General features: G+C 64.5%; 22 protein-coding genes. 15 read left to right on the top strand and 7 right to left on the bottom strand.

Annotated features, from left to right (window positions below):
• The first annotated feature begins 5 nt into the window (after window positions 1-5).
• Window positions 6-398 (top strand): holo-ACP synthase AcpS, encoded by a 393-nt coding sequence (gene acpS, locus CQY20_RS02480; RefSeq protein ID WP_097938080.1) that lies wholly within the window; start codon window positions 6-8, stop codon window positions 396-398.
• 143 nt (window positions 399-541) lie between these two features.
• Here the strand turns inward: acpS and CQY20_RS02475 are convergent, their stop codons facing one another.
• Window positions 542-1,288 carry a FadR/GntR family transcriptional regulator gene (locus CQY20_RS02475; protein WP_097938079.1) on the bottom strand — a complete coding sequence of 249 codons (747 nt, stop codon included), beginning with the start codon at window positions 1,286-1,288 and terminating at the stop codon, window positions 542-544.
• Between the two features lie 322 nt (window positions 1,289-1,610).
• Here CQY20_RS02475 and CQY20_RS02470 point away from each other — a divergent pair, with 322 nt between their 5' ends.
• From CQY20_RS02470 to CQY20_RS02440, 7 genes are all read left to right on the top strand, one after another.
• Entirely contained in the window at window positions 1,611-1,850 is a 240-nt protein-coding gene (locus CQY20_RS02470) for a UxaA family hydrolase (RefSeq protein WP_234816066.1), read from the top strand.
• A complete protein-coding gene (locus tag CQY20_RS02465) occupies window positions 1,829-2,989 on the top strand; it encodes a UxaA family hydrolase (RefSeq protein ID WP_097938077.1) in 1,161 nt (386 codons plus the stop codon). The genes CQY20_RS02470 and CQY20_RS02465 overlap by 22 nt, the downstream gene beginning before the upstream one ends.
• Before the next feature lie 363 nt (window positions 2,990-3,352).
• Window positions 3,353-4,210 carry an ABC transporter ATP-binding protein gene (locus tag CQY20_RS02460; protein WP_097938076.1) on the top strand — a complete coding sequence of 286 codons (858 nt, stop codon included), beginning with the start codon at window positions 3,353-3,355 and terminating at the stop codon, window positions 4,208-4,210.
• Between the two features lie 2 nt (window positions 4,211-4,212).
• Window positions 4,213-5,040, top strand: coding sequence for an ABC transporter permease (locus tag CQY20_RS02455; RefSeq protein WP_097938075.1), 828 nt, complete (start codon window positions 4,213-4,215; stop codon window positions 5,038-5,040).
• Window positions 5,037-5,885: an ABC transporter permease gene (locus CQY20_RS02450; RefSeq protein WP_097938074.1), complete on the top strand. Its 849-nt coding sequence runs from the start codon at window positions 5,037-5,039 to the stop codon at window positions 5,883-5,885. Before CQY20_RS02455 ends, CQY20_RS02450 begins: the two co-directional genes overlap by 4 nt.
• A gap of 82 nt (window positions 5,886-5,967) precedes the next feature.
• Window positions 5,968-7,002: an ABC transporter substrate-binding protein gene (locus tag CQY20_RS02445; RefSeq protein ID WP_163700665.1), complete on the top strand. Its 1,035-nt coding sequence runs from the start codon at window positions 5,968-5,970 to the stop codon at window positions 7,000-7,002.
• Between the two features lie 42 nt (window positions 7,003-7,044).
• A complete protein-coding gene (locus CQY20_RS02440) occupies window positions 7,045-7,833 on the top strand; it encodes a fumarylacetoacetate hydrolase family protein (protein WP_207767239.1) in 789 nt (262 codons plus the stop codon).
• A 9-nt stretch (window positions 7,834-7,842) separates the two neighbouring features.
• On the opposite strand, the gene CQY20_RS02435 is transcribed toward CQY20_RS02440, so the two are convergent.
• Genes CQY20_RS02435 through CQY20_RS02420 form a run of 4 tightly spaced genes read right to left on the bottom strand, consistent with a single transcriptional unit; the run spans window position 7,843 to window position 11,056 of the window.
• A complete protein-coding gene (locus CQY20_RS02435) occupies window positions 7,843-8,208 on the bottom strand; it encodes a cupin domain-containing protein (protein WP_097938071.1) in 366 nt (121 codons plus the stop codon).
• Window positions 8,209-8,235: 27 nt separating this feature from the next.
• Window positions 8,236-9,303, bottom strand: coding sequence for a Gfo/Idh/MocA family protein (locus tag CQY20_RS02430; RefSeq protein ID WP_097938070.1), 1,068 nt, complete (start codon window positions 9,301-9,303; stop codon window positions 8,236-8,238).
• Complete coding sequence (locus CQY20_RS02425; protein ID WP_097938069.1) at window positions 9,300-10,082, bottom strand: creatininase family protein; 783 nt, start codon at window positions 10,080-10,082, stop codon at window positions 9,300-9,302. Before CQY20_RS02425 ends, CQY20_RS02430 begins: the two co-directional genes overlap by 4 nt.
• Entirely contained in the window at window positions 10,079-11,056 is a 978-nt protein-coding gene (locus CQY20_RS02420) for a C-terminal binding protein (protein ID WP_097938068.1), read from the bottom strand. Before CQY20_RS02420 ends, CQY20_RS02425 begins: the two co-directional genes overlap by 4 nt.
• A 73-nt stretch (window positions 11,057-11,129) precedes the next feature.
• On the opposite strand from CQY20_RS02420, the gene CQY20_RS02415 reads away from it, so the two are divergent.
• From CQY20_RS02415 to CQY20_RS02395, 5 genes are all read left to right on the top strand, one after another.
• Window positions 11,130-12,239, top strand: a complete 1,110-nt coding sequence (locus tag CQY20_RS02415) for an amidohydrolase family protein (RefSeq protein WP_163700662.1) — start codon at window positions 11,130-11,132, stop codon at window positions 12,237-12,239.
• Window positions 12,226-13,260 carry a LacI family DNA-binding transcriptional regulator gene (locus CQY20_RS02410; RefSeq protein WP_097938067.1) on the top strand — a complete coding sequence of 345 codons (1,035 nt, stop codon included), beginning with the start codon at window positions 12,226-12,228 and terminating at the stop codon, window positions 13,258-13,260. The genes CQY20_RS02415 and CQY20_RS02410 overlap by 14 nt, the downstream gene beginning before the upstream one ends.
• Before the next feature lie 105 nt (window positions 13,261-13,365).
• The gene (locus tag CQY20_RS02405; RefSeq protein ID WP_097938066.1) at window positions 13,366-15,099 is read left to right on the top strand and encodes an FAD-dependent oxidoreductase; all 1,734 of its coding nucleotides are present in this window, start codon (window positions 13,366-13,368) and stop codon (window positions 15,097-15,099) included.
• A complete protein-coding gene (locus CQY20_RS02400; RefSeq protein WP_163700659.1) occupies window positions 15,096-15,383 on the top strand; it encodes a 4Fe-4S dicluster domain-containing protein in 288 nt (95 codons plus the stop codon). The genes CQY20_RS02405 and CQY20_RS02400 overlap by 4 nt, the downstream gene beginning before the upstream one ends.
• A 347-nt stretch (window positions 15,384-15,730) precedes the next feature.
• A complete protein-coding gene (locus CQY20_RS02395; RefSeq protein ID WP_097938064.1) occupies window positions 15,731-17,068 on the top strand; it encodes a dipeptidase in 1,338 nt (445 codons plus the stop codon).
• On the opposite strand, the gene bcp is transcribed toward CQY20_RS02395, so the two are convergent.
• Window positions 17,065-17,538, bottom strand: coding sequence for a thioredoxin-dependent thiol peroxidase (bcp, locus tag CQY20_RS02390; protein WP_097938063.1), 474 nt, complete (start codon window positions 17,536-17,538; stop codon window positions 17,065-17,067). The two genes, CQY20_RS02395 and bcp, sit on opposite strands and share 4 nt — an antisense overlap.
• Before the next feature lie 148 nt (window positions 17,539-17,686).
• Here bcp and CQY20_RS02385 point away from each other — a divergent pair, with 148 nt between their 5' ends.
• Window positions 17,687-17,911 (top strand): DUF3618 domain-containing protein, encoded by a 225-nt coding sequence (locus CQY20_RS02385; protein ID WP_097938062.1) that lies wholly within the window; start codon window positions 17,687-17,689, stop codon window positions 17,909-17,911.
• Window positions 17,912-18,524: 613 nt separating this feature from the next.
• On the top strand, window positions 18,525-18,809 hold the full coding sequence (locus tag CQY20_RS02380) for a hypothetical protein (RefSeq protein WP_097938061.1): 285 nt from the start codon (window positions 18,525-18,527) through the stop codon (window positions 18,807-18,809).
• Between the two features lie 11 nt (window positions 18,810-18,820).
• Here the strand turns inward: CQY20_RS02380 and CQY20_RS02375 are convergent, their stop codons facing one another.
• Complete coding sequence (locus tag CQY20_RS02375) at window positions 18,821-21,679, bottom strand: CocE/NonD family hydrolase (protein WP_097938060.1); 2,859 nt, start codon at window positions 21,677-21,679, stop codon at window positions 18,821-18,823.
• Window positions 21,680-21,925: the final 246 nt, after the last annotated feature.

Genomic DNA, 21,925 nt, shown 5'->3' with positions numbered 1-21,925 from the left:
GCAGCGTGAGCATCGTCGGCGTGGGCATCGATCTGGTCTCAATTCCGGAGTTCGCAGAGCAGGTCGATCGGCCGGGAACTGTGTTCGCCGAGACGTTCACACCGGGTGAGCGCCGCGACGCCGCGGACAAGAGTTCGTCGGCGGCGCGGCACTTGGCGGCGCGCTGGGCGGCCAAGGAGGCCGTCATCAAGGCGTGGTCGGGATCGCGCTTCTCCAAGCGGCCGGTGCTGCCCGAGGGCATCCACCGCGACATCGAGGTCATCACCGACATGTGGGGCCGCCCGCGGGTACGCCTGACCGGCGCGATCGCCGAGCACCTCGAGAAGGTGACGATCCACCTGTCGCTCACGCACGAGGGGGACACCGCCGCGGCCGTCGCGGTCCTCGAAGAGCGCTAGCCCCCGGCGAGGGTCCCCGCGAGTTCTTCTCTTCTCCCCGTGAGCGGGCGTGTCTGCAGGCGACACGCCGTGAAGAAACCGTCGTTTGCGCACGCTCGCAGCGGCGGGGACGCGCGCTGAGACGTGGCTAGGCCGTGGCCTGCCTAGGGGGCGTCCAACCGCGCCGCCGCCTCGGCGAGCCGACGGTTGGCGGCTTTGCGCACGTTCCGCACGTGCGTCTGCGCGGCGCGCGCCGCGGCGGTCGAATCCCCTTCGAGCAGCGCGGTCAGAATCGCGTGATGCTCAAGGCGTGATTTCTCGAGTCGCCCTTCGATGTCGAGGGTCGTCTGAAGACCGGTCATCAGCAGATCGTTGAGAACCCCTTGGGTCTGCTCCAGCAGTCGATTGCCCGTCGCCTGCACGATCCGCAGATGGAACGTCGCGTCGAGGTGTTGAAGCTTGACGTAGTCGCGCGGCTGTTCATGAACCGCCGTGTCGAGGTCGATGAACGCCTGCTTGACGGCGGCCAGCCCGGCTGTGTCCTGCCGCTGCGCCGCCCACCTGGCCGCAGGCACTTCCAGCACCTCCCGCATCGCGAACAGCTCGGAGAGGCTCGCATCGAGTTGCGCCATCGATTCGCGGAACGCTCGCTGCGCGGAGGCCTCGGCGACGAACACCCCCTGGCCGTGCTTGACGACGAGCCGGCCCTCGGCCTGCAACGACCGAACCGCTTCGCGCACCGACGGCCTGCTGACCTTCAACGTCGCGGCCAACTCCCGCTCTGAAGGAAGTCGGTCGCCAGGGGAGAGCCCGTTCTCCTGCATCACGCGCAGGATCTCTGAGCGGATGCGCCCGTTGAGGGTGCCCTGCCCAAGCGGCTTCCACGCCTTGAGCGTCTCCTCCGGGCTCATCCGACTCCCCACCCGTGCGTGCCCATGCGGCTAAGCCTACGCGATGGCCAGATCGGTAAGTGGACAGACCTCTGCGCACTAGCTCGACCGACTTCCGCCGCAACCTTCGGTCATGAGTGTATCCACAGGTTTCGCCAAAAGCGTTATGCACAGCCAATTTCAGGCCATCTCGTGACAAATTGTGTCATTGACAACAATCCCAGCCGGTAATAGAGTCCCGCAAGCAGAGGTCAGACCACTAACCAGATGGAGTACTTCGCCGATGGCGACCAAACCAACTTTTCTTGCGCATCGCGGCGGTGATCACGTCGCAGTGGCAGTCATGGACGCACCCAAAGGGACCGGTCACGTGGTGTTCCTCGACGGCTCGCAGCCACTCGACGTCGAGTCCAACGCCGAGATCCCGCTCGGCCACAAAGTCGCGTTGCGCGACATCGCCGCCGGCGAGGACGTCATCGAGTACGGCGTCCGGATCGCCATCGCCAGTGCCGACATCAAAGCCGGCGACTACGTCCATATCCACAATGTGAGGAGTGCACGGTGGCAAAACAGCGTCGCCTGACCGGATATCGCCGACCGAACGGATCGGTCGGCACGCGAAATCATGTCGTGGTTCTTCCGGTGGACGACCTGTCGAATGCCGCCGCCGAAGCGATCGCGTCCGTCATTCCCGGCTCCCTCGCACTGCCACACGCATTCGGGCGGCTGCAGTTCGGCGACGACCTCGACTTGACCTTCCGAACCCTGATCGGCATCGGCTCGAACCCCAACGCCGCGGCGGTGGTCGTGATCGGGATCGAACCGAACTGGACAGCGCGGGTGGTGGAAGGGATCGCCAAAACCGGCAAGCCAGTCGAGGGCTTCTCAATCGAGGGCCACGGCGACCTGAAGATCATCGAACAGGCGGGCCGGGTCACCCAGCAGTTCATGCAGGACGCAAGCGAGATCGTCCGCGAGCCGGTCGAGCGGTCCGAGATCCTGCTGACGACCAAGGACGGCGAATCCGACACCACGACGGGCCTCGGCTCGTGCAGGATCACGGCCTACGTCAGCGACAAGTGGGTCGCCGAGGGCGGCACGATGATCTTCGGCGAGACCAGCGAGCTCACCGGCGGCGAGCACCTCATCGCCGAACGATGCATCAACGACGAAGTGCGCGCCCGGTTCCAGTCGTTCTACGACGGCTACATCGACATGATCGAAGCGACGGGTGCCAATCTGCTGGGCTCCCAACCCACGCAGGGCAACATCGCCGGCGGGTTGTCGACGATCGAGGAGAAGGCGCTGGGCAACATCGTCAAAACCGGAACGGCGCCGATCGTCGGTGCTCTCGCGCCGGCTGAAGCGCCCACCACGCCGGGTCTGCATTTCATGGACACCTCGTCGGCGGCCGCCGAGTGTGTGACCTTGATGGCGGCCGGAGGCGGAGTCGTCAACCTCTTCCCGACGGGACAGGGCAATGTGATCGGCAACCCGGTCCAGCCGGTCGTCAAGATCACGGCCAACCCGAAGACCGCCAGAACGATGCCCGACCACATCGACGTCGACTGCTCGGCGATGCTCACCGACGGCCAATCGGTCGAAGAGGCCGGGGAAGTTCTAATGGACATCATCGAGCGGACGATCAACGGGCGGCTGACGGCCGCCGAGTCCCTCGGCCATCGGGAATTCACCCTGACGAAGCTCTATCGGAGCGCCTGACGGGCGCCAACCCAGCGTCGACCAAGCGCCGACCCAACCGACCCAACGCAGCACCGCCACCAAACCGAACAGCGCTTAATCCAACGTTTGCAGTCAACTTCGGGGGAGACAGGTAGGAAGCGTGGATCGAGGTCAACGAAGACCTGGCGCGCCAAGACCGCCATGGTGCTCCAGTACGTCCGCGTGGAGGCCGCCAGCGATGGGCCTGCAGCGATCTCGGTTTACCCTGTCAGGCCACGGCGACAACACTTCCCGCTCGCATTCTCATACACAGCTCTCGTTACGACACTCCGCTGCGATCATGCGGAGTTTTTTTCTTGACAGTCGCGTCGCCAGGCCGTGTGATAGGGCCAAACGTTTGCAATGAGACCCCCATCACATCCCACCCTCGACGAAGGGCAGCACGAAGTGAAATCCCCCGAAGCGGAGGTGCTGACCAAGCGCCGGCTCGCGGTCGAAGCTCGTAACGTCACCGTCAGCTACGACCGCCTGCGCGAGAAAGACACGTTGATCGCGCTCGAAGACTTCAGCCTCGACATCGCCGAAGGCGAGTTCGTCGCGATCGTCGGTCCGAGCGGATGCGGCAAGAGCACATTCCTCAATGTGGTCGCGGGCCTGACGTTTCCGGTCGCCGGGGAAGTCAGCGTGATGGGCAAGCCCGTCACGGGTCCCGACACCGATCGGGCGGTGGTCTTCCAGGACTATGCGCTGATGCCGTGGCGAACCACGGAGGCGAACGTCCGCTTCGGACTTGAGCTTCAAGGACGAGTCAACTCTGAAACAAAGGAGAAGGTCGCCCGCTACATCAAGATGGTCGGCCTTGCGGGCTTCGAAAAGGCCTATCCACGAGAGCTTTCTGGAGGCATGCGACAGCGCGTCGGCCTGGCCCGAGCCTTGGTCACCGAGCCGCGGCTGTTGTTGATGGACGAGCCGTTCGCGGCCGTGGACGCGATGACCCGCGAGCTCATGCAGGACGAACTGGCGCGAATCGTCGCCGAGACCGGCCAAGCCATCCTGTTCATCACCCACAGCGTCGACGAGGCGATCACGTTGGCTGACCGGATCGCCATCGTGACCAGCCGTCCGGGCCGGATCCGCGAAATCATCACGGTGGGCATCCCGCGACCACGTGGCCGGGAAAGCCGCAAACTGGCGGAATTCCAAGAGATGCGTGAGCACATCTGGGACCAGCTCACCCAACCCGGACCCGAAGCAGGCTGAGCATGGCGACCATGGTTGCGAACCGCGCAGCGACAGCGTCGAACAAGAACCAACAGTCCTGGTTGGCGAAGCAGGTCAAGAAGCGTTTCCCCGGATTCGTCAGTCTGGTTGCCCTGATTGCGATCTGGCAATTGGCCATCGTGATCTTCAGCCCGTCGCCCGTCGTCCTTCCCGGGCCGAGCGCGGTGTGGGATTCCTTCGTCGAGGCCGTCAAGGACGGATCGGTGTCTGAGGCGATCGCCGGCAGCGCAGGACCGCTCGCCATCGGCATGGCATTCGCGTTGTTGGCCATCCCGATCGGCCTCGCGATCGGCATGTCACCCGTCGCCGATCTCATCACGTCGCCTCACCTATGGGCCTTCTTCGCGCTTCCGAATGTCGCGTTCGCGCCGTTGCTCATCCTGATGACCGGGCTCAGCGAGACGACCCGCATCCTGATGGTTGTCCTGTCCGCGTCGGTGCCGCTATGCCTCAGCTGCAAGGACGGCGTGCAGACAGTCGACGCCGGCCTGGTACGAGCAGCGCGATCGTTCGGCGGCGGCCGACTCTCCGTGTTCTACAAGGTGATTGCGCCGTGCACATTGCCGTTCATCGCGAGCGGTGTGCGCAACGCAATCTCCAGAGGCTTTGTCGGCTTGATTTCCGTCGAACTGCTCATCGGAACTCGCGGGTGCATCGGCGGTGAGGTTCGGGACTCGCTGCGGACCTTCGACACCGCTCGCGGATTCGCGTTCATCTTCCTGCTGATTGCGATCGCCCTGGCGTTGGTGTCGGCGTCGCGCTATCTCGAAGTGCTCGCGAGCCGTTGGCGCGAGGAGGTCGTCCTATGACGACGTCGGTGGCGCTGCCGCGGCGCACACTTGTGCCAGGCGTATTCCGTCGGTCGCTGCCTCGCCGCCGGACGCGTCGGGTCTTCACTCGCCGTCAACGCATCGTGTTCGGCCTGCTGAACCTCGCCACGTTCCTGGTGATTTGGCAACTCGTCGCCACCTACAGCGGCATCCCGTCGATGTTTCTTCCGCGCTTCACCGACGTGTTCGGTGAGCTGATCGAGATGAGCCGCGAAGGCATCCTGTGGAACAACCTCGGGATCAGCCTTTCGGTCTACGTGATCGGCATGGTGATCTCCATCGCGATGGCGGTTCCTGCCGGCCTGGTCATCGGCGGGATCCCCTGGCTGGACCGGGCATTGAGCACGTATGTGTGGGCGCTGTACACGATGCCGCGCATTGTCTTGATGCCGCTGATCCTGCTGTGGGTGGGTATCAACGACACGGCTCGCGTCACGATCATTGTCTTGTCGGCCGTGCCGGCGACCCTCGTGGTGGTCATGGAAGGTGTCAAGACGGTCGACAACTCATTGCTGAGGGCGGCGCGATCGTTCGGCGCCAGCCGCTTTCAGTTGTTCAAGTCGGTGGTCATGCCGTCCACCGTTCCGTTCATCGCCACGGGCATACGGATGGGTGTCGCACGAGGCCTGCTGGGTCTGTTCATCGGTGAGCTGTTCACCGGCACCAACGGCATCGGCTACATCATCACGCTCGCCCAGAAGACCTTCAACAGCGCACAGGTGTACGCGATGTTGCTCGTCTTCCTTCTGTTCTGTGTCGCCATGGTCAGCAGCACCCAGTACTTGGAAAGAAGGGTCATGGAATGGCGTAAGCAGCCGGACTGAGCCGGCTGAAATTGAGGCACGGGTTGATCTCCCGAGCCTGTGTTGTCCATCTTCGAACACTCAAGGCATGGAGGTTTTATCAGTGAAACTACACGGAGTGCGCGCGTTGTCGGCGCTCGCGGTGGCGAGCCTCGCGTTGACGAGCTGCGGAAGCTCGGACCAGGGCGGCGGGGGTGAGGAGAAGTTCACGCAAGTCAAGATGTCCTACGACAACGACGACTTCATGAACCAGATGACATGGATGGTGGCCGACGAGAAGTACTGGCCGGAACTGGGATTCACCGAACCCGCCGACGTGACCGCATCGGATGAGTACATGGCCGCATTGACCGGCGGCGACGTTTGGATCGCGCAGGGCGAGAGCGACGCCGTCTGGGCCGCCATGGCACAGGGCAGCGTCCCGCTGAAAATCGTCGGTGTCATCAAGGACACGGAGGCCTGGTGGCTCGGGGTGCGCGAGGGAGTGGACCCGAACAACCTCGCCGGCCTCAAGATCAGCGGCGGTCCGATCGGCGACCGCAACGTGAAGGTGGCCGAGAAGCTGCTCGAAGAGCGTGGTGTCGATCCCAAATCCATGGATTTCGTATCGATTCCGGGCGGCTCCGATGACCGGCTGACCGCGCTGCTCGCCGGTCAGATCGACGTCGCGGTGCTGCAGCCTCGCCACGAGGCCCCGCTCGTCGAGAACGGCGGCCAGATGATCGAGAAGAAATACCAAGAAGTGCCGCAGGAGACGTGGGTTGTCCGCGAAGAGACCCTGGAAAATCATAAGGACGAGGTCTGTGCCTACATCGAGGGCCGCGTCGAAGCGCTCCAATACGTCTCGGAGGGCCCTGACCACACGGCCAATCGGGATGCGGTACTCGAGATCGTTCGCGCCAGGGGACTCGATCCGAGCCAGGCCGAGATCGACGAATGGACCCAAGAGATGAGCAACCAGCTCGCGCTCGACGGCGGTTCGTCGTTGGAGTCCTTCGAGCAGTGGAATCAGGACATGATCGACAACGGCAATGTGCCAGAAGGGTTCGACTGGAAGGAACACGCCGACTTCAGCTGCCTGACGGCCGCCCAGGAAAAGCTCGGTCTCAAGCCGGATCCCGGCAACATCACCGGATAGTCGCCAGCGCCCTCAAAGAACCGAAAGGACGCCATGCACCTGGTGTCGCATAGTGATGGCTTCGGACGTGTCGAGGACGACAAGTTCGTGCCGATGGGGCGGGATATCCTCGCCTATCTCTCGGGCGAGGAGAAGCCGCACGACGGCGCGCCATGCGGCCTCGACGACGTCGATCTGACGGCCCCGGTTCCCAGGCCAGGGAAGATCATCTGCGTCGGGCTGAACTATCGCGATCATGCGGCCGAAACCGGGAAGCCGATTCCGGCCGAGCCGATCCTGTTTGCCAAGTTCGCGAATTCCGTTGTCGGAGACGGCGCGACCGTGCCGATTCCCGCCGTGACGAGTGAGGTGGACTGGGAAGCCGAACTCGGGGTGGTGATCGGTCGGGTGGCGCGCGCGGTCCCGGTCGATCGTGCGCTTGCGCACGTGGCCGGATACGTGTGTCTCAACGATCTGTCGGCACGCGATCTGCAGCGCAGCGGCGGCCAATGGACACGCGGCAAGGCCATCGACGGGTTCCTGCCGATGGGCCCGGCGCTCGTCACCGCCGACGAAGTGCCGGACCCGCAGCAGATCGACATCGCGTGCACGGTCAACGGCGAGGTGGTGCAGAACTCCAACACCCGCGAAATGATCTTCGGCGTAGCCGAACTCATCAGCGTCATCTCGCAGACGATCACGCTGGAGCCCGGCGACTGCATCGCGACGGGCACGCCGCCGGGAGTTGGAATGGCGCAGAGCCCGCCACGGTATCTGCGCGGCGGCGACGTCGTCGTGGTGTCCATCGCCGGTTTGGGAGATCTGACGACGACGATGGCCGATCCCGTCTGACGGCGCTACTCACCGGCGCAGTGGACCGGGCAACTCCTCGAGGTTCGACGCCAGGTCCCCCGCCGGGAAGAAGCACACCAGCACGAGGTCGGTGTCGCCGTGCGCGACCGTGGCGTGCGGGATGCCGCGTGGAATGACAAGCAGATCACCAACTTTGACCTCTGTGCCCTTGTCGTCCTCCCAGGCGACCCCACGGCCTTCCGCGATGTAGGTCACCTCGTCAGTCGCGGGATGCCGATGCGGATTGCGTGGGCCAGGAGGCACCCGTACGACCCGCACGCTGTAGCCCATCCCGTACCCGTCGGGCACGGGATCGGCGGACAGCCGCCCCGGCAGGTCGAGGAAGTGCAGTGTGTCGGCGGGAATTACCGGCATTAGCGCCTTTCGTCGAGCCGTCAGGTTCTAGGACACCGCGGGGCTCACCTGCGCGTTGTCGATGACCTCTTGCAGCGGAACGGCTTCGCCATTGCGTTTCGACGACTCGATCGCCGCCCTCACGACGGCCAATGCCCGAACGGCTTCGTCGGCTCCGACCTCCACGGTCGCCTGACCGCGAGCCGCCAGACCGAACTCCTCGAGCTGTTCGCGGAACATGTCCGTTCGCGGCAGGTCGACCGACTGGCGCTCGGACTCACCGTAGTACTGTGACTCCAGTGTCGACCAGTCATCGGCCAGATGTGATTCGTCCCAGTGCGTGAAGTCCAGGTCATACATCAGATTCGCTTTGGTCCCAAGCAGATTCATTCGGTACACACCCGGCGATGCCCATCCGGTGCCGATGTAGCCGAGCGCGCCGCTTTCGAACTCGAGGATCGCCATGATCGCGTCGGGAACCTCGGACTTCGTGTAGAGCTTGCGGGCGTGCGCGGTGACGCTCTTCACCGGGCCGAGCAGATACTGCAAAGTGTCGGCGTGGTGCACCCCGAGCTGGATGAAGGCGCCGCCCGGGCTCTTGTCGGCGTAGTAGCGCCAGGTCTGCGGAGTGAGCTCAAGCCCGCGCTCGTTGGAGAAGTTCGCCTCGGCCAGCGACACCTCGCCCAGCCTGCCGTCGGTGATCCACCGCTTCATCTCGCGATGGCCCGACAGCCGACGCGAGCTGTGGCCGACAGCGAAAACGGCGCCCGTGTCACGCACCGCGGCCGCAATGCGATTGGCGTCCTCGAGCGTGTGCGCGATCGGCTTGTCGGTGTAGACGGCCTTGCCTGCTTCGAGCGCCTGAATGATGACGTCTTTGTGGGTGTCGTTCGGGGTGGTGATGATGACGCCTTCGATCATGGGGTCGGCGAGCAATTCCTCGTAGGTGGCGGCACCACGCTCGATTCCGAACTCGCGCTGAAACGCCTCGCGCTTGGCCGCATCTCGGCTGAAGCAGCTGTAGAGCTCCACCGTATCGCCACGCTGCGCGCCGCGGGCGAGGACGCGGGCCCACCTTCCGAGGCCAACGGGGGCGAGTCGCACTTTGTCGGTCATGGGCTCTCCTTCTGTTGGTTGTTCGCGCGGATGCGACGCGCCTTCATCACGACTTCGATACCGGCGAGCACACCGCTCGCGACCACGTGCGTGAAGTCCTTGGATCGGTCGACGGTCGCCCAGTGCGGGTTGCCGTACCAGCCGTCGTCCGCCAACTCGGTGACGTCGGTGATGAACCCGTACACCTCGGGTGATCGCCGCATCTCGTCCATCTCGAAGGCGCCGGGAGGACGGGTCGGTTCGCCGACCAGTTCCGTCTTCGCCAAGGTCTCGTCGTATGCCAGGACGGCAAGGGTTTCGATTCCGCCGCCGTGAGTCAATTCGCCGCCCTCGTCGCGGTACAACCGGGCGGCGGTGTAACACGCTTGTGCGGCAATGAATGTGACGCCGTAACGGTCTTGAAGATCGGTCGCCACCGCATTCATCGACGGGATGTTTCCCTCGTGCCAGTTGACCATGATGACCGTCTCGGCGCCTGCCTTGATCAGCTCCGTGCACACGTCGGTCAGGAGCGCCTCGAACGTCTCGCGGCGCAACGTCACGGTCCCCGGATGGCCGGCGTGGATCGGCGTCACGCCGTACGGGCAGAACGGCGTATACACGGCGTCCAGCCGCGCCGCGACCTCCTCGGCGATGAGCTCTGCGGCCATGATGTCGGTGCCGTTCGGCAGATGAGGACCGTGTTGTTCGATGCTTCCGATCGGCAGCACAACCGTTTTCGACGTCTCGAGGGCTGCTGCCGCCTCACGGCTCGTCATCCGCGCGAGATCATTACTCACCGCAGTGCCTTCCGTTCTTGAGGCGAGACGACGGGATCCCGCAACGGTTCCCCGCGCAACAGCCGGACCGCCTCCTCGGCGGCCTTCTGCCGCATGTCTGCCTCCGATTCCTCTGTGTACCAAGCCATGTGAGGAGTAAGTAGGACGCGATCCTCGACGCCCTGGAACACCGCAAAGTCGAGCGGCTCGGTGGGGAACACATCGAGAGCGGCACGCGCGGGGCGACCCGCGCGCAGACCGTCGACGAGCGCGTCGAGGTCGATGAGGGAACCCCGTGCCGTATTGACGAGCACGCTGCCCGGCCGCATCGCCGCGAGCCGGTTGCGATCAAGCAGCGGTGTGCCGTCCTTGTTGCCGGGAGCGTGGAGCAACACGACATCGCTGGCCGCGAGCAGGTCGTCGAGCCCCATCGCCTGTACACCGGAGCCCGCCGGAATCTCGACGTACTCGTCATGCGCGCAGACTGAAAAACCCAATGCTACAAGATATTCGGCGGCCTGTCGGCCAATGCGGCCGTAGCCGATGACTCCGGCGGTCAGATGGCTCGGAAGGTGTAGCGGGCGCAGGTCGGCGAAGCCCCAGCTACCGGTGCGGATGCTGCGGTCGGCGTCGGGAATGCGCCGCAGCAACGCTGCGGCGGCAGCAACGGTGTGAAAGGCGACCGCCTCGGTGCCGTAATCCGATACGCGTGCCACCGCGATCCCCAAACGGCGCGCGGCATCCAAGTCGATGGAGTCGGTTCCCACGCCGTAGCGCACGATTCCCGTGCAATTGAGCGACGCCAACACGGCTTCGTCGAAGCGCGGCCGAGAGCCCGCGAGTACGACATCCGCCGTCTTGGCGACGTCGACGATGTCCTCGGGCGTGCCTCCGGGACCGCTCACGATCGTGGCACCGAGTGGGCCGAGCGCGCGCTCTTCGATCGCGAAGTCCCGATACCGGGTGCCCAGGATTGCCACCAAGGGTCCGCTCACGCGCTGCCTCCTTCAGGCTTGTCGAGAAACTACATCCAAACGTTTGTATTGGTCAACCACAAGGTTTATGTTCATGCGTATCGCTAGCCCGGGAGCGCAGATCGTGACCACATTCGACGTGCACGCGCATTGCGTTCCGCGCGCCCTGCTACTCGATCTGCGCGACGGCAAATCGCTGGGGGCTACCGCTTCCTGGCGCGGTGACAAATGCTGGTTCGCCATCGGATCACGCGCTCCCAAGGCCCTGCCCGCCGGGATCGACGACGTCGAGAAGCGGCTCGAGTCAATGGACAGAGCGGGAGTCGACGTCCAGCTTCTGTCGACCTGGATGGGGGTGTCGGCATGCGAGTTCCCGGCCGACATCGCCCCAACGTTTGCACGGGTGTTCAACGAGGCGCTGGCCGCGCTCGTCGCCGAGCATCCCGACCGGTTCCTGGCACTGGCCAATCTTCCGATGCGCGACCCGCACGCCGCAGCGGAGGAGCTCCGCTACTGCGTGGCAGAACTGGGCATGGTCGGGGCCGAGATCGCGACGCGCCCCGCAGGTCGCGATCTAGACGACCCGGCCTTCGCGCCGTTGTGGAGCATGGCCGAAGACCTTGACTGCTTCCTACTGGTGCACCCGCTGCACTCGCTGGCTGGCCGCGCGGTCGAACGGCACTTCCTCGGCAACCTGGTGGGCAATCCGGCTGAGACGACAATAGCGATCGGACATTTGATGTTCGGGGGAGTGGTCGAGCGTCATCGTCGGCTGCGGTTGTGTTTCGTGCACGGCGGCGGTTTTGCGCCATATCAGGTCGGCCGGTGGGATCACGCATACCGCAACGACGTACGCGGCGCCGCCGCGAACCTGACGACACCGCCCAGCGAATGGCTGCGCACCATGTATTTCGACACGGTGGTGCATTCGTCGGCGGCCCTGACGCATCTGGTCGCGGCCGTCGGCGGCAGTCAGATCGTGCTGGGCAGCGACTATCCGTTCGAGATGGGCGATCCCGCGCCGGTCGAATTCATCCGAAACGCCGGCGATGTGGGCTCGGCCGGGCTTGACAGGATCGTCGACGAGAATGCCCGTAGACTCCTCGGTCCCGGTGTCCGCAGGCTCCGCCGCGACGACGGCCTAGACTCCCGGCCAGGGGCCAACTCTCGCCGGGAAGGGAGGCAGCGTCATGGCCGGCTCTGATCGACCGCGCGCGCCGACGATCCGCGAGGTTGCAAGCGCTGCGGGACTTGATATTTCGACGGTGTCGAGGGCCCTGCGCCCGGAGACCCAACGGATGGTCAAACCCGAGACGCTCAAGCGGGTGCTGGCCGCCGCGGATGCTCTCGGGTATCGCGCCAACCCCTTCGCGCGCGGGCTCAAAGACCAGAAGTCGATGACGATCGGCATGCTGGTGCCGGATCTCGGGAACCCGCTGTTCCCGCCGATCGTCCGCGGCATCGAGGACGGCCTCCGCGATCGCGGCTACGTGATGATCTTGGGCAATACGGATCAAGATCTGGGCCGCGAGAAGCACCTCATCGACGTGTTCATGCAGAGGCGTGTCGATGGACTCGTGCTGGCGACAGCACGCCGCGACTATCCGCTCGTGGATGTGCTCTCGAAGTCGGGTGTGCCGGTTGTGCTCGTCAACCGTACGGTCGACGATGCGTCGATGTCGATGGTGGCGGCCGACGATCACCAGGGCATCGGCCTTTCCGTCAAGCACCTCGTCGAGCAGGGGCACCGGCGGATTGCTTTCGTCGGCGCGGCCCTCGAGGCTTCGACGGGATTCAACCGCTACCAACACTTCCTGGCGTGGATGCAGACGCTCGGCCAGACCGTCGATAAAGAGTTGATCGTGTTCGCGCCGTGGTTCACCAAGGATTACGGCGCCGAGGCCACGGCAGAACTACTGGCCCGCGATGTCGACTTCACGGCGATCATCGCGCCGAGCGACATGATCGCGCTCGGGTGTTACCGCGCGCTGCGGGCGAAAGGCCTTGAGGTGCCCAAAGACGTATCGGTGGTGGGATACAACGGATCCCGCTGGTGCGATGAGTTTAATCCACCACTGACGAGCATCCATGTGCCGAAGTACGACATCGGCAGGGAGACGGCACGACTGATGCTGAATCTGCTCGACAACCCGGATGCCCCACCGTCGCGGGTGCTTCTGCCGACGTCACTGCAGGTGCGGGCGTCGACCCGGCTGATCAGGTGACCTCTTATATCCATTCGTTTGCACGCCGATGCGTTGACATCCACTTAACCGAGCACTTACTATTCATGCATACGTTTGCATTTTCTGTTGCAGAGCGGAGGCCCAATGAAGCACTTGGAGTGGCCGGACGCCGAGTTGACCCCGATGCAGGCCGAAGTCCTCGTCGTCGGCGGCGGAGTCGCCGGGTGTTTGGCGGCCATCCACGCACGCGATGCCGGTGCCGACGTACTCGTCGCCGACAAGGCGAGATTCCTCGAACGGGCTGGAAGCGTGGCCGGCGGCGTCGACCAGTTCATGACGCCGCTCAACGCCGGCGAGGAGTGGGACACCGCCCAGCACCTGATGTCGTTCGTGCCCAAGCTGACCGACGGCCTGAGCGATCTCGCCGTGGCCGAACGCGCCGTACACGAGCTTCCGCGCGTGTTCGAGCGGCTCGTCGACATCGGCATCGATTTCACGGACCCGACCACCGGCAAGTACTTCCGGACCCGCGCCTTCGGTCTGCCTGGCGAGTATCACCTCAACTTCGACGGCAGCAAGTTCAAGCACCGCCTCGGCCGCTACACGATCGGCCACGGCGCACGGTTCCTGCCGCGCACGATGATCACCGATCTGGTCACGGACAGGACGGGTGAACGCGTGGCCGGTGCTGTGGGCTTCAACTGCCGCACCGGAGAGCGCTATCTGATCCGCGCGAAGACGGTCGTCGTCTCGACGGGGGACATCAATCGCATCTCCCGAAACATCTCCGGAATGCCCTTTGACAGTTGGCATTTCCCGTACAACACCGGCGACGGGCATGCGATGGCCTTCCGGCGCGGCGCCGAGCTGGTCAACATGGAGCTCGTCGAGGCGACGCTCACCCCGCTGGGCTTCTCCACGCAAGGCACGAATTCCTATGCGGGCCAAGGCGCGTACTTCATCAACCGCCACGGCGAGCGGTTCATGTTCAAGTACGACCCCCGCGGCGAGAAGGCGCGCCGGACGATCTTGGTCAACGCCGTCATCGAAGAGGTGCTGGCCGGCAACGACCCCCTCTACGTCGATCTGCGACATCTGCCGGAGGAGACTCTCGACAACTTCGTCCGCACGCTGGGCGTGGACCGCTATACCTTGCCGGGCTACTTCCGGCAGCGCGGCATCGACATTCGCAAGCAGCCGCTGCCGATCGGGCTCTCCGAGATGTCGATTCGGCGCGGCGGATCGTACTTCCGCGGCAGCGGGCTGGTCGTCGACACGTCCGGCGAATCCAACATCACCGGGCTCTTCGCCGCCGGCGACTGCTCGATGGTCAGCGGCGGGATCTCGGCCGCAGCGGCGATGGGCGCCATCGCCGGTCGCGGTGCCGTCGAACGCTTGATCGCCACTGACGACGTCGAGATGGACCGCACGTCGGTCGGCGACGCCGTGGCCCGCATGGAGCAGCCGTTGCTCACCGAGTCCGGCGAGAACTGGGAGGATTTCGAGAATCGGATCCGCCACATCGTCACCGACTATGTGGGGATGCGGCGCACGGACAAGGGGATGCGGCGCGGCCTGTCGCTGCTGCGGGCGCTGGCCGAGGTGGAACCCAAGCTCAAGGCGGACTCCTTCCACGCGTTGATGCGCACGCTCGAATCCAAGAACATCAGGCTGGCCGCCGAGATCATGACCGAGGCCGCGCTGCACCGTACGGAGAGCCGGTCGGGTGCAGCCCATCGCCGCGTCGACCACCCCGAAACGGACGACGCGGCATGGCGGAAGGCGATCGTGCTGCGTCGGGACCCGCAGGGCGACATCGAGTTCGATTACCTCATCGAAGACCGGCCTGCGCCGAGGGCGAGGAGCGTTGCGAGTTGACTGCCAACACCGAGGGCGACGTCGTGACCCCGCACAACCCGATCCACGTCAACCCCGACACCTGCATCCGGTGCATGATCTGCGACTACGTCTGCCCGGGCGATGTCATTCACAAGGAGCCCCGGTCGCAGACGCTGCCGGTGATCAAGTACCCCGACGAGTGTTGGTATTGCGGGTTGTGCGAGCAGGCCTGCCCCGCGGATGCGATCACCGTGGTGTTCCCCGAGAACATGCTGCACCCGCCGACGTCGATGATCGAACTCCTCGGCCGCGACCCCGACTGACCTGTTTACTATTTCCATTCGGCATCTGGCATTCGGCATGTGCCATTCGGCATGTGCCATTTGGCGCGAGCGGGCGTGTCTGCAGGCGACACGCCGTGCAAATGCCGTCGTTTGCGCACGCTCGCGGCCCATGCCGGGGATGCGGGCTGGCATGCGAGAGTTGTCGTCACCGACACTGCCCCGACGATGCCGCTCGACACTGCCGCAGGACAATGCCGGACGATGGCGCGATCGCACTGGCACTCGCATCCCGCGAGCGTGCGCGAACTCCCGATTTTGTACGGCGTGTCGGCCGCAGACACGCCCGCTCGCCGGAAAAAAGGGGGGGCACGACTAATCTCGTCGGCATGAGCGATCTGGTGCAGCGGGTGCGCGAGGTGCTGCCGTCGGTGCGGCGTGACCTGGAAGATCTGGTGCGCATCCCATCGGTGTGGGCCGACCCGGCGCGTCGCGGGGAAGTGCAGCGCAGCGCGGAAGCGGTGGCAAAGCTGTTGTCGCAGGCGGGCTTCGATGACATACAGATCGTCAGCGAAGGCGGCGCACCGGCCGTCATCGCTCGCCATCCGGCACCTGCGGGCGCGCCCACCGTGCTGCTCTATGCCCATCACGACGTGCAACCCGAAGGCGATCACAGCCAATGGCTGTCGCCGCCGTTCGAGCCGACCGAGCGGGAGGGTCGGCTGTATGGCCGCGGGAGTGCCGACGACAAGGCAGGCATCGCAACGCATCTCGCGGCATTCTTGGCCCACAACGGTCGGCCGCCGGTCGGTGTGACGGTGTTCGTCGAAGGGGAGGAGGAGTCGGGTTCACCGTCGCTGGGACGCTTGCTGGCCGCCCACAAGGACACGCTCGCCGCCGACGTCATCGTGATCGCCGACTCCGACAACTGGAGCACCGAAATCCCGGCGCTGACGGTGTCGCTGCGCGGGTTGGCCGACTGTGTGGTCGAGGTGGCCACGCTCGATCACGGCCTGCATTCGGGGCTGTGGGGCGGGGTCGTGCCCGACGCGCTGAGCGTGTTGGTGCGTCTGCTGGCGTCGCTCCACGACGACGACGGCAACGTCGCGGTCGAGGGTCTGCACGAGTCAACCGCCGCCGACGTTGACTATCCGCGCGAGCGGGTACGTGAAGAGTCCGGCATGCTCGAAGGAGTCACCGAGATCGGCTCCGGGTCAGTGCCGGAACGACTTTGGGCCAAGCCGGCGATCACGGTCATCGGCATCGACACCACGCCCATCGCCCAGTCGTCGAACACGTTGATCCCGCGGGCGCGGGCCAAGGTCAGCATGCGGGTGGCTCCCGGCGGCGACGCCCGCGCCCATCTGGAGGCGTTGACCCGTCACCTCGAGAAGCACGCGCCGTGGGGTGCGCACGTCACCGTCGCACCGGGCGACATCGGGCAGCCCTACGCGATCGACGCCACCGGGCCGGTCTATGACGCCGCCCGCGCGGCCTTCCGCCAAGCGTGGGGCAACGAGCCGGTGGACATGGGGATGGGCGGCTCCATCCCGTTCATCGCCGAGTTCGCCGAGGCGTTTCCGTCGGCCAAGATTCTGGTCACCGGCGTCGAGGATCCGGGAACGCAGGCCCACAGCATCAACGAGAGCCTGCACCTGGGCGTGCTCGAGCGCGCCGCGACGGCGGAGGCGCTGCTGCTGGCGAACCTCGGCGACGCGAAGCGCTAGACCGACAGGTCGCGGCGCAGCTTGGCCACGTGTCCGGTGGCCTTGACGTTGTACTGCGCGACCTCGATCTTGCCGTCCTCGTCGACGACGAAAGTCGACCGGATGACGCCCTGCACGGTCTTGCCGTACATCGTCTTGTCTCCGTAGGCGCCCCAAGCCGTCAGGACCTTGCGGTCGGGGTCGGACAGCAACGGGAAGGTCAGCTTCTCCTTGTCGCGGAACTTGGCCAGCTTCTCGGGCTTGTCGGGGGAGATGCCGATGACGTCGAGCCCGGCGTCGTTGAGCTCACTGAGGTTGTCGCGGAAGTCGCAGGCCTGCTTCGTGCAGCCTGGCGTCGACGCGGCGGGGTAGAAGTACACGATGACCTTGCGGCCCTTGTAGTCGGACAACTTCACGGTCTTGCCGTCGGCGTCGGGCAGGCTGAACGCCGGCGCTTTGTCGCCGGGCGTAAGCCGCGCAGTCTGTGCCACAGGGATCCTCTCTCTCGCACCGGCGCGTCGGTGGTGGCGCCGGCTGATCTAGGGTAGTTCGGTAGGGTGACGCGGACGCGGACGCACCGACGACGTGCGGCCGCGAGAAGCACACCAGGCCGGCTGGACGTGACGATGGAGGGTGACAGTGGCGGATCGTGATCCCGAGATCATCAAGCAGGAGATCGATCAGGCGCGCGACCAGCTGGCCCTGACGGTGGATACCCTCGCCGAGCGGGCCAACCCACAGAGGATTGCCGACGACGTGAAGTCCGGCCTGGTCCGCTTCGTGAAGAAGCCTGCCGTGGCGATGTCGCTGGCGGGCATCGGAGCCCTGCTTTTGGTACTGGTGGTGCGCAAGATAAGGCAGTGATCAGCCGTTTTCAACGGCTTTTCATTGACTTTCGGCGGACTTTCAGCGACGGCGTCGTTCCTTCAGCCACTCAGAGAACGAGAATCCGGGCGGATTGGCGCTGCGCCCGAGGCGGTTGCAGTTGCGGATCCGAAGCGGCACGGAGGCGTCGGCAGCCTGCACAGCAACATGCTGCTCGGCGGGCTGATGCGAGGTTCTCGGCGAGAGCATGGAGTGGAACACTAGCATCAGCTAAGTCTCCCTTCCACATCGCCCGACCCGTGCAGTTGTACCCACAACCATCGTCAGCTAATCGCACACTAGCATGAGATTTACATTTTCCAGGGGTTATCCAGGACCTATGATCTTGTTCGATACGCGTCCGTTACTCGCCGGTAGTTCGTCTTCTGGATAGACGAACTGTCAGTCAGTGTGCATCAGCACATATTGACGTTTTCGAAGATGCACTTTGCGTCGCTGCCTGGGACGTTCCGCTGGCAACCATTCGCCGATGGCATTGTGGCGGACAGCCCGCTCTGATCGGCTTTGCAGGGCCTCGCGACGAGTCCTCACCGTGGAGGAATAGGGAAACACCCGATTTCTTCGCGCTGACAAGGCGCTTAGCGTTCAGGAAATGACAGTGCCGGTGCCGTGCTATCTCGTCGAGTGGTACCACTCGGTCACCGACGAACCGCTCGACGACACGGCGGCGCGGCTGAAGGACTCTGCGGTGTCGATGTCGGCTCAGGGTTCACGGGTCCAACTGCTCAACCTGTTATCTGTACCGACGGACGAGGTGTTGTTCGCCGTCTTCACCGCCGACTCGGCGAGCACCGTCGCACAGACCTGTGACCGCGCGGGATTCCCGCCGCAGCGCGTCTCGACCGCCACCGAGGTGGACGTGCTGCGGGCGCCGTGACGAGGTCTCCCTTAGGCGGCGACGGTGACTGTCTGCTGGGACGGGTCCGCAAGCTCTTCAACCACGTTCGGCCCGGGTGTCGGTAGAGAAACGCTCACACTTGAGACGTTGATGAAGCCGTATTGGGTGAAGTTGAGGAACGGGGTGGCCGAGCTGACGATCTGGAGTTCCAGATCGCTTGCGTCGGGCACGGTGTCACCGTAGGTCCAGACGATGTCTTCCATCTGATACGTCTGGGTATGGGTCCTGCCGTCGAGGGTGACTGGAAGCGGAGTGACGATGTTGCCGACCACCAATCCGGTCTTCTTGTCGACGATTTGGGCGTAGACGTGTCTGCTGGTCCCGATCCCGGAATAGGTCATCGTCAACTGGGGCGCCCCGACGACCTGAACACCCGATGTGGTCGGGTCGTTGAGCGGAACGTTGATCGCATTCGTCGCCTGCGAACCGAGCCCAAGTGAATAGGGAAGTGACACAGCCGATTGCGGTCCGGATCCTCCGAGCAGGGGCACAATCGGGAGCAGGCCTCCTGAACCGTTGGTGACGATCGGTGTACCACCGGCGTAGAAGGCGCTGTCGATCGGCAGAACGTCTGCGGTGTACCACGTTCCGTTCTGGTCGACGAACTGGAACTTCGGCACATCGACCTCGTCGTAGGGATTCCCGTCGGCCTCGGGAAGCGTGTTGTTCAACCACGCGATCGTGTTGTTGAGCAAGAGTTCGTTCTGCTCGGCGAGCTGCTCCGGGGTCAGCGTCAGGCAGAACCCGTGGCCGCCGCAGAACCAGATCATGCTGACTTCGGCATTCGGCCCGATGGTCTCGGCGTTGGTCAGCGCCTGCTGCAACGGGAACAGCACGTCGACGGTGCCTTGGATGAACAGCGTCGGAATGTCGATGCCGCCGACGAGGTCCCACGGTCCGCTGCGTGCCAGCAGCTGCTGCTGACCCGGTGTGAGGATGCCCAGCACGGCGCCGGTGATGATGCCCCCATAGATTTGCGGGTTGATGCGGGCACCAGCGGTGACCAGACCCAGCAGCAGCAGTGACGAGTACGCCGTCTTGAACGCTTCGTGCGGGTATAGCGAGTCGTTCAACTTGTTCCACGCGATGCCGGGCACGATCACGTCGACGCGGTCGTCGATCGCCGCGGTGACCAATTGGATCCCGCCGCCGTAGGAGCCGCCGACCATGCCGATCCACGGGTCGTTGGCAGTCTCCATCGCCGGGCGTGTGTACTGCGGATTGTCGGTAATCCACGAGATGATGGCCTTGACGTCCTGACCCTCGAACTCGGGCGAATCGAGTTCCAGCCTGCCCGTGGAGGCGAATTCACCTCGCGGATCCCACGTGACGACGTTGTAGCCGGCGTCGCGCAGCGCGTCGATTCCCGGTACCAGGCCGTCGACCGTGTTCGGCGCCGTCGGGTCGATGTTGCCCGCGGTCGCCAGGCCGGGACCGTTGAGAATCGTCGGCGCGACGTCTGCATCACCGCTGGCAACCCTGGTCGCCGGGAAGTAGTTGGTACTGATCAGCGTGCCGTCGAACGACTCCACCATCACAGTGAAAGCGACGGGCTGACCCTCCTTCACGTACTGGCTCACCGTGATGGGTACCGAGGTGATCTGGGATCGCCCGATGATCGGCGACAGCACCACGTTGACCACCGGAATCTGATACAGCACCACAAAGACCTGAGACGCAAGAGAGCCGACCACCGGGATGCCCGTGATCGCGGAGGTGAACGGCGTCGTCTCCGCCACGACCACGCTGAACGTCTCCGTGCCGCCGGATTGCACCGACGACAGGTCGGGCAGGAAGCTGAAGTCGCCGGTCTGCGGATCGACGTAAACCTTTCCACCACCGGACGGTTGGCTCACCACGAAGTAGTTCACGCCCTCCGTCGGCCCGTTGTTGTCACCGGTGATCACGCCCTTCACCAGCGTGACCGTCGGGTCATAGGTCAGCGAGTTCGTCGACGGCGCCAAAAGCGCTTGCGGAGTGAACGATTCGATGCCGATCTCACGGCGCGCCGCACCGGCCAGCACCCACGACAGCGGCGAGCCCACTCCTGGCGATGCCGGCGAATTACCGGCGAACGGGCTGACCACGTCGAGCACCGCCGTCAACAAACTCGACGTGCTTGTCGTCGGCGCCGTATCCGGTGCTGCCTGCATGGTGCCGAACGGAGCGAGGATCCGTGGTGGCGTCCACAATTTGGTCGGCTGTGGCACCGGGTTGATCGTCTCGACAGCGCGCCCAGCCGCCGCTTGCGGTGACGCCAGCCAATTGCGCGCCGACTCAAGACGGTTCGCAGATGTCTTTCCGACCGGATTGTTTGTCTCGGTAAGCGTGGTCTCGGTAACCGTCGGCGCTTCAGTGGTTTTCGTCGTGCGAGCCGACCTCGCCGCAACGCGCTCTTGCGAATTCGAAGACTTTTCCGTGCGCGACGTCGATTGCACTGAGACATTGTTCAACCCGCCCGCGGCGATATCCTCGAGCGCGTCGGTCACCCGCTTGGTGGCATCCGAGAACCGTTTGACGATCGACGTCGCCGTGACAGAGCCCGGCGTTGTGGCGTCGGCGCGATGGCGCCCGACGATATCGGCGAGGCGGGGAAGTTTGATGTCGATCTTGCCGGGACCGCGCTTGTCGGGGGTCGTGGTCGTCGGCGTGGTGTTCGTGGCGGTATTCGTGGCGGTGTTATTTGTGGCACCGCCTCCATCGCTGTTGCCTTCGGAGCTAACATTGGTGCCTCCGTCGTCGGAGGCTGGCGTCGCGTACGCCACGCCCTGTCCAGTGACGATCGCCGTCCCCACGCCCAGGGCCACCGCCAACCCACCAACACGACCGATATAGCTCGCAGCGCTCATCGCTTCCTCCTCGCCAGACGCGGCAGAGGTTACGCTTTCAACTGCGTAAATGAGTCCAAACACCGAAAAATTTCCAGCTCCGACAATTCGACTACTCTTCGCTGCCGAAGACTTGCGCTGGGCTTGGCGCGGCGTGCGCGAATCGATCCACCCAGGCCATAGGCCATCCGCGTGAATCGAATAACAGCCTGGAAATCATAACTGTGGCGAAGCAGAAAATATTTGCTAAATGGAATACTTCTCGTT

It is taken from the genome of Mycolicibacterium agri, from assembly GCF_002553505.1.
In the GTDB taxonomy this organism is placed as follows: Bacteria; Actinomycetota; Actinomycetes; order Mycobacteriales; family Mycobacteriaceae; genus Mycobacterium; species Mycobacterium agri.
This window is presented reverse-complemented; position numbering and strand designations above follow the sequence as displayed.

Coding starts and splice junctions, on each gene's coding strand:
- CQY20_RS02475 (WP_097938079.1), bottom strand. CDS start 1,288: ATGAGCCCGGAGGAGACGCTCAAGGCGTGGAAGCCGCTTGGGCAGGGC.
- CQY20_RS02470 (WP_234816066.1), top strand. CDS start 1,611: ATGGACGCACCCAAAGGGACCGGTCACGTGGTGTTCCTCGACGGCTCG.
- CQY20_RS02460 (WP_097938076.1), top strand. CDS start 3,353: ATGAGACCCCCATCACATCCCACCCTCGACGAAGGGCAGCACGAAGTG.
- CQY20_RS02455 (WP_097938075.1), top strand. CDS start 4,213: ATGGCGACCATGGTTGCGAACCGCGCAGCGACAGCGTCGAACAAGAAC.
- CQY20_RS02450 (WP_097938074.1), top strand. CDS start 5,037: ATGACGACGTCGGTGGCGCTGCCGCGGCGCACACTTGTGCCAGGCGTA.
- CQY20_RS02435 (WP_097938071.1), bottom strand. CDS start 8,208: ATGCCGGTAATTCCCGCCGACACACTGCACTTCCTCGACCTGCCGGGG.
- CQY20_RS02430 (WP_097938070.1), bottom strand. CDS start 9,303: ATGACCGACAAAGTGCGACTCGCCCCCGTTGGCCTCGGAAGGTGGGCC.
- CQY20_RS02415 (WP_163700662.1), top strand. CDS start 11,130: ATGCGTATCGCTAGCCCGGGAGCGCAGATCGTGACCACATTCGACGTG.
- CQY20_RS02410 (WP_097938067.1), top strand. CDS start 12,226: ATGGCCGGCTCTGATCGACCGCGCGCGCCGACGATCCGCGAGGTTGCA.
- CQY20_RS02405 (WP_097938066.1), top strand. CDS start 13,366: ATGAAGCACTTGGAGTGGCCGGACGCCGAGTTGACCCCGATGCAGGCC.
- CQY20_RS02395 (WP_097938064.1), top strand. CDS start 15,731: ATGAGCGATCTGGTGCAGCGGGTGCGCGAGGTGCTGCCGTCGGTGCGG.
- CQY20_RS02380 (WP_097938061.1), top strand. CDS start 18,525: ATGACAGTGCCGGTGCCGTGCTATCTCGTCGAGTGGTACCACTCGGTC.
- CQY20_RS02375 (WP_097938060.1), bottom strand. CDS start 21,679: ATGAGCGCTGCGAGCTATATCGGTCGTGTTGGTGGGTTGGCGGTGGCC.